The following is a 17,077-nucleotide window of genomic DNA, read 5'->3' on the forward strand; positions in this document are numbered from 1 at the left end:
TTGTGGATCGGCGCGAATGCCGATGAAGAGGATATGAAATGCGCGGACCATCTGCGACGCGACACAATGACGAGCTGACGACGCTGCGGAGGCTGGCACGCTTCCGCTCGATGTCGCTGCTCTGCGCGATGCAGATGGTCTTCCTGCCGGTGTTCAGCGTCCGCCTGCAGGCGCAGACGGCGAACGTGATCACCCCGGACGGCCGCACCGGGACGAGCCTTCAGACATCAGGCAGCGTGACCAACGTCACGACGTCGACGATTTCGGGCAACAACGCCTTCAACTCGTTCTCGCAGTTCAGCGTCGGGCAGGGCAACACCGTCAATCTGCAGCTGCCGACCGGCACGCAGAACCTCGTCAACATCGTTCGCGACGCCCCGGTCTACGTCAACGGCACGCTGAACTCCTACATGAACGGCGCGATCGGCGGTAACGTCTATTTCGCCGACCCCAAGGGGTTCGTGGTCGGCCGCAGCGGCACGGTGAATGTCGGCAGCCTCAACGTCTCGACGCCGACACGCGAGTTCACCGACAGCCTGATCGGCGCAGGCGGGCAGATCAACCAGTCGGCGGTCGGCAATCTGATGGCGGGCTCGTTCCCTGTCTCGCCCGACGGCAACATCCGTATCTATGGCCGCATCAACGCGATCGACGGTGTGCGCCTGACCGGGCAGAACGTCTTTGTCGGCGGCGCCAGCCAGCGCGACATCGCCAATCTCGACCACGCCGCGAAGTTCGCAGCCTCCGTCAACTCCAAGGGCCTGCGCAGCGCCAGCGCGATCACCGTGAGCAACGGCTCGATCCATATCGGCGCCGTCAACAACGCCAGGATCAACGGACGCCTCACTGCGCAGAGCAAGAGCGCGACGCCGAGCAACATCACGGTTCAGGCCGGCAACAACATCGATGTCGGCAAGAAGGCCAATCTCAACATCGCAAGCGCAAACGGCAATGCCGGAGAGATCCGCCTGAAGGCGGCGCAGAACCTGACCGTCGCGGGCGGCGCCAGGTTCGATGCCAGTGCGAAGACGGGCAATGCCGGTCTCGTCGACTTCAGCGCGAACGGGATCATCGACATTGGGAAAGGCATCAAGGTCGATCTCAGTGCGGACAACGGCAAGGCCGGCACGCTGCTGATCGACCCGACCGACGTGGTCGTGGGTGATGCCGCTCAGGGCGACACCGGCGTGACGCTGTCGAACAGCTCCATCGTGAATGCGCTCGCCGGGCTCAGCGCCGGTGCCGACTACCTCATCCAGGCCGATCATTCCATCACGCTCGCCGCGCATGCGATGATCGATGCCCGCCGTCTCGATGGCTCCGGCCATTCGACCGGCAACGCCAACAACGTCATCATAGACGCGCCGAACATCGAGATCATGAATGGCGCGCAGATCCTGGCCCAGTCGGTCAACTTCGGCGGGACCACCTACGCCGACGGCAACGTGACGCTGAGGGCAACGGCGAGCGACATCAAGCTGTCCGGCCAGGCCACCGCCGCGACGGCGATCACGGTCGACGGCAAGATTACCGGCGGCATCGTCTCGATCACCGCAACCTCGACGGCCGTGTCGAGCTTCCTGAACGGTTCGGTGGCCGGTGATTTCGCGCTTGTCGGCTCGACGCTTGCCGCCTCGCTGCTCGGGCTCAATGGCGGCTATGTCGCGGCAAGCGCGACTGCGACCATCAACATCAACAGCCATGCCGACATCAACGGCCGTGGCGACGTCACCATTTCCGCGCATGCCACGGAGACCGCGTCGGATCCGGCGGTCGCCTCCACCTTGCTCGGCAGCCTCACGCCGGTCGCGGCCGGCGTGGTCGTCGGCAAGATCGACGGCACTGCCACGACCAACGTGGCCTCGGGCGCGACGGTCAACGCCGGCGGCAACCTCGAGATCAAGGCGCTCAACGATGCGACCATCGCCATCTCGGCCCTCGCGGCGTCGACGAGCGCGCAGATTGTCCCGACGGTGGCCTATTCCACGGGATCGGTGACGACGACCGCCAACGTCGCGACCGGCGCGCATATTGCTGCCGGCACGGTGAACACGAGCGGCAGCACCCTGAAGGTGCGCGCGATCAACAACAACTCGTTCTCGACCAGCGCAACGTCGGTTGCGGCGCCCGGAACGGGGGCGAGCGGTGCTGTCGGCGGCGCGTTCGCCATCAGCGACATCACGACGTCCGCGACCGCGACGCTCGGCGCATCGCTCGGAACCGATACCGCCAACCGGATGAACGGGTCCGTTCTGGTCGAAGCGACGTCCGATACCACGCTCAATTCCACGATGGCTTCGTCCATCGCCGGCCTCCCGGCACTGATCGCGGCAATCGAAAGAGGACTGCGTGCCGTCACCGCGCCGACGTCGATCATCAGGGACCATATGGGCTCGCTGATGCCGTTGAGCTTCGATTTCAAAGTCGCAGGCGCGCTCTCGCTGGCCAACAGCACGCAGAGCGCAACCGCTGCGATCGCGCAGAATCCGAGCGGCGGCGCGCCGAGCATCTATGCCAGCGGCAACGTCGCCGTCGCCAGCAACGTCATCGATCGCGGCGTTCGCAGCAATGCGACGTCCAGCGCGATCACGAAGGACCCGGTGTCCGGCGAGAGCACCGCGATCAGCGCGGCCGTCGCCTGGGGCAATTTCACCCACAATTCGAACGCCTATATCGGCGGCGGAACCCTGGTCAACGCGGCGAATATCGCCGTCGATGCCACCACCGAATTGCCGATCACCAACACCTGGCTGAAGTGGGATGGTTTGGGCGCGGTGCTGAGCCACCTCAACGGCAATCTCGGCGTCGGCGGCAACATCCTGACCAGCTACGCCAATGCCACCGCGGACGCTGGCGACACGATCGGCATCGCCGGTTCGCTGAACCATTTCGTCGTGAACAACAACACGACGGCGTGGGTGGCCGGCAGCGCGAGCCTGACGGCAACCTGCGCGACCGCGGCCTGCGGCAGTGGCACCGGCTGGTCGGTCGGGATGGACAATGGCGACGTCCATACCTACAACGCCAGCCTCCAGATCGCGGCCACCACGACCACGGCGTCGATCGACGCCGCCGGCAATGTCGGCACGCTCGGCTTCCTGTTCGGCAACACCTCGGGCGGCTCCTCCGTCGGCGGCGCGCTCAATCTCGTCCAGTTCAACACCAATACCATCGCCGGCGTTTCGGACCGTGCGACGCTGCGTGCTGCGGACGACATCGCCGTCAACGCGATCACTTCCGACCGGTTCGTCGCTGTCGCACCGTCGTCCGGCAAGGCTGCCGGCACGCTGGCGCTGAACGGCATCACTTCGCTCGGTTTCCTGAACAACACGACGCACGCGTCGATCTCGAGCCAGGCCACCGTCTATGCCCCGACCGTCGGCATTCTGGCGCAGCAGGATCTGTCGGTCGTGACGCTGTCCGGCGCGATGAGCTATAACGGGAGCGGCGGTTCGGCGGTCGGCTTGTCGGTCGCCTATCTCGGCGCAAATACCGACACCTCCGCCTATATCGGCGACAACCATTCCGACATCCGGCCCGGCGTGTTCAGCGCCAACGATCCGTTCGCCGGCACCAGCGGCGGAAGCGGGGCGGTCAATGTCGACAATCTGACACTCAGCGCGACCACTTCGGGACGCATCACGGCGGCCGCCGTCGCGGCAGCCGTCTCCGACCCGGCGTCGTCGAGTTTCTCCGACAAGGCAGGCGCTGCCGGCGCCGCCTCGACCGGAGGCACCGCCGGCGTGACGACGGCGGCGGGCAAGATTGGTTCGACCTCGGGATCGAGCACAAGCGGCTTCAGCCTCGATCTCGCCGGCAGCTCGTCGGTGAGCGACGTCTCGCTCGGCACCAGCGCCTATATCAGGAACACGACGGTCAACAAGTACACCACGACCGGCGCCGTGCTGACCAACACGATCGTTCAGGCGCTGAACGACACTATGCTCAACAATGGTTCCGGCTCCGCGGCGCTCAATCTGGCCGGAGGGTCTGCCACGGGGGCTGCGATCGGCGGCGCGATCGCGGCGGCGATGTCGAACAATGCGACGCTCGCCTATATCTACGGCACCACCATGAACAACCAGAGTTCGGTGACGGTGCAGGCGCTCAATGGCGGCTCGGAGACCGTCGTTGCCATCGGCGTGGCGGGATCGAAATCCAATTCAGCGTCGCTGTCGGCCTCCGTCGGCATCATCACTGACAGCGCCAACGCCTATATCGAGAGCTCGACGATCACGGGGCAGGCGTCCGGCGTCAACCGGGCGCTCGAGGTCGATGCCTACCAGACCACGAACATCGCGATCGGCGGCGGCTCTCTCTATATATCGGGCGGCCAGGCCGGAGTCGGCATCGGGCTGACCTATGCCTCGATCGCCGATCCCACGGGCGGAAACGCGACCGACGCGCATATCCGCAGCACGGCGATCTCGAATTACGACACCCTGTTGGTGATGGCCGACAGCGCCAGCGTGATTGCGGCCGGTGCGGCCTCAGGCGGGGGCGGGGCCAGCGCCAACGGACTTGCCGGCGCGATCGTCGTCAGCGAGATCACGCCGACCACGACAGCCTATATCAACAGCGGCTCGACGGTGAGCATCAATGTCGGCCGCGTGACGGTGCTGGCGGACAGCGGCGCGGTGTCGGCGCTCGACACTGCGCTCGGCAACCTCGTCAAGAAGTCGAACAACAATCTTCTCGCGTCGGATACCTGCACGGTCGCCGGTGGCACGGGCGGGCAGAACTGCATCGACTTCAGCGCGGCTGCGCTCAACGGCGGCACGGGCAACGGTCCGGGAGCCAGCATCGTCTCCGTTGCGGGTCTCATCCAGGCGGGCAAGAACAATGTCGGCGCCTCGATCGTCTACAACACCATCGCAACCACGCATTCGGCCTATATCGCCAACGTCCTGATGACCGCCGGCAGCAACGGCAATGTCAGTGTGAGCGCGGTCGACTCCTCCAAGATCCAGGCGGTCACGATCGGCTTTGGTCTGGCGACCGGACAGTTTGCGGGCGTCGGCGGTACCACGATCAGCAGCATCTCCAATACCGTTACGGCGGCCATCGGCAACGGCCAGTCCAGCGCGACGCAATCGTCCGTCACGGCCAAGAACATTTCCGTCAACGCGACCGACAATTCCAGCATCACCGGAACCGCCGCCGTCGCGGGAGCCTCGACGCAAGGCAGCGCCGCGGGCCTGGCACTCGTCTACAGCAGCATCGCCAACAATGTCAGCGCTGGCGTGACCGGGTCCAAGCTGACCGCCTCGGGCAGCGTCGCGGTCGGTGCGAACTCGAACGCCAGCATCTCGACCGTCGCCGTCGGTATCGCGATGTCCTCGCAGGTCGGGCTGGCCGGTTCGGTCGCCACCAATCTGATGGGGACCAACGTCACCGCCAGCATCACCGCCGCCGGCACCAACGGGATCAACGGCGCCGACGTCACCGCGACCAACAACGTCGCCGTGATCGCCGGCAACAACGACAAGGCGGCCGTGTTTGCGGGTGCCGTGTCGATCAGCAAGGGCGCTGCCGGCGGTGCCGGCTCGCTGGTCACCAACCAGATCACGGGAACCACCGCGGCCTATATCAGCGGCGCCAACACCAAGGTCGATGCGCTCGGGACCAGCACCACCGACACGCTGTCGGTCAACAGCGGCTCGCTCGTCCATGCCTTCGATCTCGGCACCGCGCATGCCCCGACCGACACCACGCCCGACCTCACCGAGACCCAGGACACCGTGCGCGGCCTTACCGTGGTCGCGAGCTCGCACCAGGCGGTCGTGACCAACGTCGCGTCGGTTGCCGCGAGCAGCGGCATCGCCATCATGATCAACCCGATCACCAATGTGATGAGCGGGCAGACCCGGGCCTATATCGACAGCGCTTCCATCGACACGCGCCTGACCTCGTCGACGCTGGCGCCGCAGATCGAGGTCGCCGCGTCGAGCTTCTCCTATTCCGGCGCGTTCGGTGCCGGCATCGTGGCTCCGACCGGCAACGGCGGCGGCGGCGCTACCATCATCAGCACCACGATGCAGCGCGGTACGTTTGCCTACATCACCAATTCGACTGTCGGCGGCGCGCAGTCGTCGAGCCCGACGGTCGGCGCCGTCACCGTGAAGGCCAATGCCGAGCAGGATGCATCCTCGATCGCGATCGGCTTCAACACCGGCTCGGTCGGGTTGAACGTCTTCCAGGCGACGACTGAAGCCTATGTCGACGGTGGCGCGCTGACGGCCGCATCGCTGACGGTGAACGCCACCAACAACACCGGCATCTTCTCCGCGAACGGCTCCGGCGCCTATGGCAGCCAGGCCGCGATCGGCGCGGCGTTCCTGGTCCAGGTCTCCTCGAACCGGACCGAGGCCTATGTCGGCGACGAATTCCACTATCAGGGCAATGGCGCTGCACACACGACCGCGCTCAATCTGAGCGGCGCGCTCGACGTCGAGGCCACCACCAAGAACCGCTTCGAGGCCTATGCGATCGGCGGTGCGCTCTCGACCGGCACGGCGGCGATCGCCGGCATGGCGAACATCGAGATCGCCAACAACACCACCATCGCCGGTGTCTACGACACCACATTGCAATCGGTGACGGGTGGTGCGGCTGGCGCGGTCACCATCAACGCGACCGAGGACGTGGCGATCAAGGAGATCGCGGGGGCGCTCGCGGTTGGCGCCAGCGGGGCAGGGGTCGGCATCGGCGCCGCCGCCAACGTCATCAGCTTCAAGAGCCAGACCATTGCGGAAAGCCGCAACAGCAATCTGAACTCGGCTGGCGCGATCAACGTCAATGCGCTCAGCACCAAGGAGGTGCTGTCCTACGCGGTCACCGCGGGCATCGGCGGCAGCGTCGGTATCGGCGCGACGGTCGGCGTCATCATCATCGGCACCAACACCGCCGATGCCGACACCCAGGGCCAGCAGACCGGCCAGCTCAATCAGGGCAACAACGGCACCATCGCGTCCGTGAACAACGGCACCAACCATACGCAAGGCAGCAACGCGGTCGCCAGCGGCACGGCCGGCAATCCGAACAGCGCCAACGTCAGCTCGACCTACGACGTCAGCAGCGTGCTGAGCGGCGGCAACGACGCCGTCGTCGCGCAGATCGCTGGCGGCAACGTCACGGGCACGCAGGTCAATGTCACTGCCACCAGCGCCAATGCGGCCAAGATGTATCTGCTCGGCGCAGGCTTTGCGAAAAATGTCGGCATCGGGGCCGGCATTGGCTACACCAGCGTCAACAGCACCGTGCTCGCCAATCTGAGTGACTACGGACGCAACGGCTCCGGCGTGCTGGTGGCCGCAGATACGCCTTTGGCCGTCTCGGCACCGATTGTCACCGTTGCGGCGGTGGTCAAGGACGCGACCACCGGACCTTATGCCGGCAAGACCATCGACACCGAGGCGATCGCCGGCGGTGCGGCGCTTTACTTCGGCGCCGATGCGGCTGTCGCGGTCGGCAATGTCAGCAACTCCGTGGTGGCGATGCTTGGCGGCCAGATCACCGGCACGGGCGGCACCGGCACTGGCGCCGCGGTCATGGCGCAGGATTCGACGACCCAGGTGGTCTTCACCGGCGGCGTCACCGGCGGCGCCGTGGCTGTCGGCGCTTCGGTCGCAACGGCAAGCCGAACGAGCTCGGTCGCTGCGAGGGTTCTGAACGGCTCCACCGTCAACGTCACGACTCTGGCAGTTGGAGCAAGCGGCGCCGGCACCTTGACCACGACGTCCACAGCACTTGGTGGCGGCATCGTCGCGGGCGTCGGTGCGGATGCGGAGGCCCACGAGAACTCGTCCGTGTTGGCGGAGATCGGCAGCAGTGCCTCGATCACGACGTCGGCGGCCGGCGTCGGCACGCTGGTGTCGGCGTCGATCGCGCCCAACCTGTCGAGCGAGGCAATCGGCGTCTCGGTCGGTGGCGGTGCCGTCGGCGTCGCCATCGCCAAGTCCACGGTCGGCGCCACGGTGACGGCCGATGTCGGCGACAACGTCAGCTTCTCGGGCGGTGCGCTCGCGGTAACCGCCATGGCGCTGGTTCCGACCGTCGGCACCACGACGTGGGCCAAGGCGCTCGCTGGCGGCGGCGGCTCGCTGATCGGCGCACAGGGCAGCCTTGCCGTGGCGTCCGAGAACGCGACGGTGAGCGCCTATGGCGGGATGGGGATCCGGCTTCCCAACGCCGACGTCACCATCGCGGCCGAGAACGACAGCGCCCAATACGCCGAGGGGACGGGCCTTTCGAGCGGCTTCCTGGCGCTCGGTGCGACGGTCGCGCAAACGTCGTCGAACGCGCACACCTATGCCTATCTGGGTGCGCCCGCCGATATGGATAATCTCAATCACGGCAATTGCACGGGCATTCTCCGGATCACGGCCACCGGCACGGATACCAACGTGTCCAACGCGACGGTCGGCGCAGGCGGCACCTATGCCGGCGCGGCAGCGGTCGCCACCACCAGCTCGACCGCCGTGACCAACGCACGGTTCGACGGTGGCGCGACGGACGACACGCTCTATTTCGGCGGCCTCCGCATCAATGCCAAGCACACCACGAATTACGCCGCCAGCGGCGACGCCTATCAGGCCTCGACGGCCGGTGTCTCCGCCGGCAAGGCGCAGAACGACGTCGACTCCACCACCACTGCCGAGATCGGAACGCACCTGATCATCAATTCGGCGGGCGGCAACATGGTCGTCATCGCCAACGACATCGTCAACCAGGGGGGCGGCGGCGCGCGGTCGGGCTCCGGCGGCTCGTTCTCGGGTGCAGCCGCACTCAGCACGTCGACCGTCACCCAGCACGTCAACACAAATATCGGGGCCGGCACGGTCCTGAGCCTCAACGGCGATCCGCGGACGTCGGCGGCGTTCATCAATATCGAGGCCTACAACACGCTGAACACCAACGATACGGCGAGCCTCGCCACGGCCAGCTTCTTCGCCGGCGGCGGCGCCGAATCCAACATGACGGCGAATGCCACGCTCGCGGTCAACATCAATGCCCGCGAGCTGTTCAGCGTGGGCAAGATCTATATCGGCACGGCCGCGAAGATGGCGGCGGCGAACAACGCCAATGCCAGCCTCTACGGCGCGATCGCCGGCGTCGGTGCCAGCACCAACAGCTGGGTCCACGCCAACCAGTCCGTCAATGTCGGCGACAACGCGAAGATCGCGGCCTGGCGCGACATCACCATCTACGCGGGCCTCGCTGGCGACGGCACCGTCTTCAGCAGCGTGCAGGCGACGGCGACGACGGTCGTCTACAACAACACCGCCGTTCCGATCTCCACGCTTTATCGCGGCACGGCCAATGCCGACGACACCACGAGCCTGACGCTGGCCCCCACCTCGAGCATCCTCGGCGCGCGTGACATCTATCTCGGCGCAACGCAAGGGCAGGTCACGGCGGCCGGCAACGGCAGCAACTACAATCCGTATCTGGACATCTTCAGCGCCAAGAACAGCGACAACCACAGCCACACCAGCGGAACCGGCGATGTCGCGCTCAACGGCCAGGTGGTGGCGGGCGTCAATAACGATTTGACGATCACGATCGAACTCGGTGCGACCGCGCCGACACTGAGCACGACCAGTCCCTATTCCCTGCTGACAAACGGCTCTTCATCGGTCCTTGAGCTCGTCTCCGACGTCAATCACTTGAGCCCGGTGATGAGCTGGAACCACCAGACGGTCCAGTACGCCGTCGTCGGCAACTTCAATCCCTACCAGCTGGTGGTCAACCAGCTGGCGTCGCTGACCGGACTGACCGAGTCGCAGGTCCGCTCCCAGCTCGCGGCGGCGACGCCCACGTCGCCTGCCAGCATGTTGCCGTCCGGCACCGATCCGACCGGCGACAAGCAGCGCCAGATCGACACGTTGATCAAGCAGGCGCCGTTTACCTCCGACGCGCCCGGCAACGCCTTCGCGTTCGGCGACATCATGGTGTCCGCCGGCAACGTCTCAATCCTGGCCCAGAAGCTCACCGGCAACAGCGGATCGAATCCCGCGGCACCGGCGGTCATCGCGCGCAGCTCGCCGTTGATCAAGATCGAGAACAAGGGTCTCGACTTCATGAGCCTGGCCAACCTCACGGTCACCGATGTGACCGGAGGCAACATCACCTACCGCCAGATCGACCATGTCGACCCGGATTCGCACTCCAATGTGACCTTCACCGCGATGCCGAGCGCGACGCCGGTCATCGACGTCTCGGCCACCTACAACCGCCTGGATCCCGATAGCGGCCAGGGCATCGACCAGAACGGCAACGTGCTGACCCGCACGCCCGACATCTATTTCAACGGCGCCGTCAACAACGCGAACGGCCTGCTCAAGATCATCAACAATCTCGGCAGCGTCGTCGCATCGCAGTCGCTCAGTGCCGCGACCGTCCAGATCGTGGTGCCCAAAGGCACCTTCACCTTCCTCGGCGGTATCGGGAGCTTCTACGACAGCGGCAGCGCGGTCACCTCGCAATGGGCCACCACTGAAAACAGGCCGGAAGACACGCTGACCGCGGTGATGACGGCGGCGACCTATCTCGGCGCCTACGGCGACTACTATACCGCTCCGCATATCGCTTCGGGAACCGATCACCCCTATTTCTATTACTGCTGCACCGACGGCAGCCACGGCGTGTATCAACCCGTCGGCAACGCCGACGCCAGCACGATCTTCACCGCGCGCATGCTGATGACGTATTACGACGGCACCTCGCTCTATTCATCGATCTTCCTGCCGGTGGGCAGGGGTACGCCTGGGAACACCAGCACTCCCGATGCCGGCAGCGTGCCTGACATCGCGACCCTCAAGATCATCGAGGGGCAGTCGCAAGACTCGTCCAATGTCGTGCTCGCGCAGTGGAAGAAAACGACTTATGACGGCCGCAACGTCTACACCGATAGCGGTCCGTACAAGACGCCGTTCAACTGTGCGTCAGCCTGCGACAGCTCGGGCTTCTTCCAGGTGATCAACATCCAGCCGGATGCGATCACGCCGAAGACCGCGGACGCGCCGGCCACCGCGACTGCCACCCGGACCATCAGCGGCCAGGCGGTCATCATCTCGGCGTCGGTGATCAACATCAACGGCACCATCCAGGCCGGCTCGAGCAGCAATTACTCGGTCGACATCGGCGCCGCGGCGTACGATGCCATCTACGGCAGCAACGGCCTCAAGAACCGCAACGGCGGCGCGGATTTTGCCGCGGCCCAGGCCAATGCGCGGAACGGCGTCTATTACGACATCTCGGGCTCCGTGACGGCGTCGGCCAGCGGCGACGCCAAGATCGGGGTCAGGTACAACGCTCTCACCGACCAGCTCATCCTGAATGGCGTGGCGCAGGGCGCCGGCGGCTACGTCTACCTCAACGGCAAGATCATCTCGACCTCGACCGACAGCACCCAGACCCAGGGTAACATCGAGATCAAAGGCGGCGCCGGCACGGTCACCGTCAACAACACCAGCGGGCTCCAGCTGGTCACCAACACCATCAATACCAGCGTCACTGCCCAGAGCGTGGTCGAGATCGTCGACCAGCTCAAGGGGAAGACGACGTGGTGGGTTTACGATCCCAAGGCTGCAAGCAGTCAGCAGGTGTCGCGGTACGAGACCAACAGTGTCACTGCGGCCGCGATCGACCCGTCGATGCTTACGGCCAGGACCGGTACGGCGGGCGTCCAGTACCGGACGCAGGAGAACATGCTCTATCAATGGGTCGACACCGCGACGCTGGATCGTCTACCCACCAGCACGCAGTTCGACTACGGCTGGAGCTTCACGCCCAATCAGGTCACCGGCGAGAACTGGACCCGCTCGACCAACCTGGTTTCAGGCACGCAGAGCAGCAACTATCAGAAAGTCACCACCGCCACAGGCAGCTATCACTGGGCGGGAGGCGTGAACCCGGATGGGAGCCCCGTTGGACTCAACACCCATTCCAACGCGTGCTGCGGCGCGGACGCCCAGTACAACTGGTACCAGGCGATCTATGATCACCTGACGCTCACGCTGACCAACACGGTCAAGGCGTCGAACCCGATCAACATCAAGTTCATCGGCGGCAGTAGCAGCGACGTCGTGGTCAATTCGACCTCGGGCATCGTCATCAACGGGTCGATCAACAACCAGCAGGGCACGACGACGCTTGCCGCCACCGGCGCCAACTCGTCCATCACGGTCGCCGCCAATGCCAACAACCCGGTGATCTCGGGGACGAGCGTGACGCTTCGGGGTGACGGCGGTATCGGCACGCTCGGCACCACCAAGGCGCCCGTCCAGGTGCAACTCTATGGCGGCAGCCTGACCGCGAGCTCGATCGACCGCGACATCGCGATCTCGGCGATCGGCGCGCTGTCGATCAATCAAGTGAAGGTGAATTCGGCAGGCACCACGCCGCAAGGCAGCGTCTTCCTCTCGGCGACCGGCGACATCAACTCGGCGTCCGCCTACAACATCGCCAATCCCGTCGTGATCGGCAAGAACATCGAGATCAACTCCACCTCCGGCGCGATCGGCGCGAAGAGCGCCGTCGTCAACGGCGCGTCCACCCTGACCAACATCAATCCGCTGGTGATCCAGGCGACCGGCACGGTCCAGGCCAACAGCACTGTCGATGGCGGCGTTCTCGACAGCGCCTCGGCCACCGGCACCTACATCATCCAGTCCAAGGGCGATCTGCGCCTCGGCACGGTCCAGTCGACCGGCGGTCCGGTGTTCCTCGAGGCGGCAGGCTCCGACGGCAACCAAGCCAACATCCTGAACGGACGCGCGGCGGTTGGTCTGACCCAGGCGCAGAGCCAGCATCTGCAGGACGTCTGGGCGAGCCTCGACCTGCTGAGCGGCAACGCCGCCACCAATGCCGTCAACAGCTACCAGTCGATGGTGACGTCGGCCTACAACGACTACTTCCAGCTCAAGAACATCGCGTTCCAGGACGGCAGCACCTACAATCCGACCTCGGTGGGGCTGACGGTGCTGCGGGCGCAGGTGGCTGCCAAGCTCGGCATCATCGATCCCGCCAATGTCACGACCACGCAGATGCAGGTCGAGGCCACGACGCGGTTCCTGCGGGACCAGTTTCTGCTCGGCAAGATCACCACCGACCAGCTCAAGAGCTCGCTGACGACATTGCTCGGCACCGCGCCGGCGGATCCGCTGGGGACGGTGTTCGGCACTTCGCTTTCGACGACGCTGTTCACGAAACTGTTCGACGGCGTGGCAACCGCCAATCAGCGAATGCCCAGCAACACGGCGCTGCAAACGGCGCTCAATACCTACAATGCGAGCTACAGCTATACGCTGGCGTCGACCGAGCGGGTCTATAGCATCATCACCGCGGGCTCGCAGTGGACGCAGAGCCAGCTCGCCTACACGGTGTCGTCGTCGGCCGTCGGCGCGGCGCCGCCGCCGATCGACGAGAACGTCGTGGCCAATGTCAACGCCAACCAGATCATGCTGTACGCGCCGCGCGGCTCGGTCGGCAATTCGGCCGCGCCCCAGACGTTCACCTTCACCAGCGTCGATTCCTCGTCGCTGACGCCGGAGCAGAGGGGATTGCTCGCCACGGCCGGTCCCGGCCAGCTCACCGTCGGCGCGGTCACGGACCCGACGACCCATGTCACGACCTATACGGTCAGCCTGTCGCAGCAGAACCTCGTCGTCGTCGACAACCCGATCGCGATCTCGGCCAAGGCGCTGTCGAATATCTATCTCGGCAGCAAGAACAGCCTCGCGCTCGGCGGCGTCACTGCGAACTACGGCCCGATCGCGGCCGCGCAGGCCAACGGCATCGAGGTGACCGGCCGCGGCGACGTCAAGCTCGACGCCGTCAACAGCATCTCCGCCAACGCAAGCGGGGCCGTGATATCAGGTGATATCGGCAACCTGACCCTGATCGCCGAGCACGGCAATGTCGGTGCCCCCTCGGGAACCGCCGGAAGCAACCCCGCGAACAATACGAACGCGCTCCAGATCGCGTTCGCGGATCCGTCCAACGACCAGCTCGACCAGGTTTCGTCGGCGCAGGGCATCTACCTGAAGCAGACCACCGGCGATCTCATTCTCGGCAACATTGCCGCCGGCAATGCGATCCAGCTCGCTGCGACCGGCAGCATCTATGCCGAAGCCGGCTTCACCGACCGTTCGGCGATCCATATCCTCGGCGCCGACCTCGATCTGCGCGCCGGCGGCAACATCGGCTTCAACGGCTCGACCTTCCAGCCGCTGCAGGTGAATATCTCCGGCGCGGTGACCGGCTCGGCGGTCGGCGACCTCAGCATCCTCGCCGTCACCGGCGATCTCATAGTCGGCACGAGCGGCACCTATGGGACGCTGACGGCCGGCGGTGCGCTGACGCTGAACGCTGCGCGCGGCGGACTCACCGTCAATGCCGACATCACCAGCGGCGGCCTGATGCAGCTGCTTGCCAACCGCGGCATGAATTTCGCTGCCGGCACCAGCGCTGCGCCGGTGGTTGCGACCAGCAGTTCGGACGGCGTCACCCTGGTTGCCGCGACGCTGACGATGGGCGCCTATTCGGCCATCAACGCGGGCGGCCTGATCTCGGTGACCACCACGGGCGATGCGACGATCGGCCAGCTGAATTCATCGCTGTCCTATGCGGCGGCCTCGAACGCGCCCTCGATCATTGTCACCGCCGGTGGCGTCGCCTCGCTTGGCGCGATCCTCGACAATGGCGACGGCCAGACCAGGTTCGTCGCGTCCGGCGCGGGCGCCGAGCTGTCGCTGAGTGCATCGAACGGTATCGGAAGTGCCACGAGCCGGCTCGCCTTCAACGCCGTACAATTGTCGGCGAGCGCGAGCGCCGGGGGCATCTACCTGAAGGCGCTGACCGACACCGAGGCGAGCTTGCTCTCCGCGGTGAAGGGCAACGTGGACATCATCGGCACCGGCGCGCTGACGCTCGACCAGGTGCTGGCGGGCACGGCGACCGGCGCGAGCGGCAGCTTCAGTGCCGTCGCGAACAACGGCAGCATCGTCATCGGGACCGCCGACAGCAGCGGCTCGCAGACGGTCCACGCCAGCCAGAACGTGACGTTCAAGTCGCTGACGACGACCGGAAATGCCGGCGATGCCGGCAACATTGACGTCACCGCCGACAACGGCTTCATCCTGGCGCAGACGGTGACGTCGGGCGGCGTGACCACGCTGGGGTCGGTCTCGGCCCACGGCTCGGCGACGCTGCTCGCGGCGACGACCATCACCGGCAACACGCTCGCCACCACGACCGGCTCGGCCGTGCTGACCGCGACCGGCCCGATCGACTGGAACACGCTCAACGTCGGCACGACGCTGGGCGCGACGGCAAGCCAGGGCAGCATCACCTTCAAGACCGCGCAGAGCGGCGGCACGCAGACCCTCCGCGCCCATGACAATGTGACGTTCAATGCGCTGACGACGACCGGCATCACGGGCGATGCCGGCAGCATCAACGTCACCGCCGACAACGGCTTCATCCTCGCGCAGACGGTGACGGCTGGCGGCGTGACGAGCCAGGGTTCGGTCTCAGCCAACGGCTCGGCGACGCTGCTTGCGGCCACGACCATCACCGGCAACACGCTCGCCGCCACGACCGGCTCGGGCCTGCTGACCGCGAGCGGTCCGGTCAACTGGAATGTCCTCAATGTCGGCACGACGCTGGGCGTGACTTCAAGCCAGGGCAGCATCACGTTCCAGACGGCGCAGAGCGGCGGCACGCAGACCATTCACGCCCACGACAACGTCACCTTCAACGCGCTGACGGCGACGGGCATCAACGGCGACGCCGGCAGCGTCAACGTCAATGCGGATAACGGTTTCATCCTGGCGCAAACGGTGATGTCGGGCGGCGTGCCAACGCTGGGCTCGGTCTCCGCCAATGGCTCGGCGAGGCTGATCGCGGCGGGGACCAACACCGGTCATAACCTCACGGCCACGACCGGCAACGCAGTCCTGAGCGGCACCGTCGTTCGTTGGGATAATCTTAGCGCGGGCGGCACGCTCGACGTCACCGCGACGGCCGGAGGGATCACCGTTGGCACCGCCATCAGCGGCGGCACGCAGACCCTGCATGCCGTCAACGATATCGTCTTCAGCCAGCTCACCACGACCGGTATCCCGGGCGATGCCGGCGACCTCTACGTCAAGTCCGACACGGGCTCGCTCCGCGGCGGATCGATCACCGCCAACGGCGAGACGCGTTTCGATGTGGCCGGATCGGTCTCGTTCGACCGGATCAGTGGCGACATCGTCAAGATGACGTCGTCGGGTGACCTGACGATCAACTGGGTCAGCGTCGTCCGGGAGCTCGACCTGGCGGCAGACACGATCAACGTCAGGGGCGAGCAGATCCGTTCGAATCCGGCGATCCCGCTGATCATGAACATCACCGGCTATAACGGCGGCGTCGCGAAGTCCGCCAACATCTCGATCGACCCGGACAGCATCATCGTCAACCAGTTCAGGGTGGTGGACGCGAACTTCTGGACCGACGCGCATGCGGTCACGATCCTGAACGGCTATGTCCCGGGCCAGCTCATGCTCACCACCGCCACCCAGCAGGTGTTCCTGAACAACCGGACGCTGGTGCCGACCAACGGGCCGACGCTCCAGCTCTACCAGCCGGGCGGCGTGTTCACGATGAGCCAGATCGGCAACGCCAATGTCAGCAACGCCTACGTGGTGTTCTACACCGGCGACGTCTCGGCGAGCGTCACCAATTACGGGCCGACGCACACCTGCTGCTACGACTTCACCGGCGCCAGCATGGTGCGCAACATCCCGGTCGACGGCGAGGGCAAGGAGAGCATCGAGACCTGGCTCGCGAAGAAGGATGGCGGGACGTTCTATTTGCTCGGTCTCTCCGGCCAGGCGCGGCTCGATGCGCTGCTGACGCCGCGTCCGGTCGAGACCATCGGCTCCGGTCCCGCCGTCAACATCGAGGGACTGAGCGACCTGCGCAAGCTGCGCCGTCAGGGGCAGCGCGTGGGTCGCCCGGGCTGGAAGGATGCGGCGGTCGAGACGGCGAAGCCGTCCGTTGGCCGTCTCGCACAGGCATGGTAACGAGA

At 65.7% G+C, this 17,077-nt stretch carries 1 protein-coding gene; it reads left to right on the top strand.

Features of this window, described 5'->3' with window-relative positions; genetic code table 11:
• The first annotated feature begins 38 nt into the window (after window positions 1–38).
• Complete coding sequence (locus AB7245_RS15985; RefSeq protein ID WP_354075068.1) at window positions 39–17,072, top strand: leukotoxin LktA family filamentous adhesin; 17,034 nt, start codon at window positions 39–41, stop codon at window positions 17,070–17,072.
• Window positions 17,073–17,077: the final 5 nt, after the last annotated feature.

The sequence above is a fragment of the Bradyrhizobium sp. 604_D8_N2_3 genome (genome assembly GCF_051810765.1).
In the GTDB taxonomy this organism is placed as follows: domain Bacteria; phylum Pseudomonadota; class Alphaproteobacteria; order Rhizobiales; family Xanthobacteraceae; genus Bradyrhizobium; species Bradyrhizobium barranii.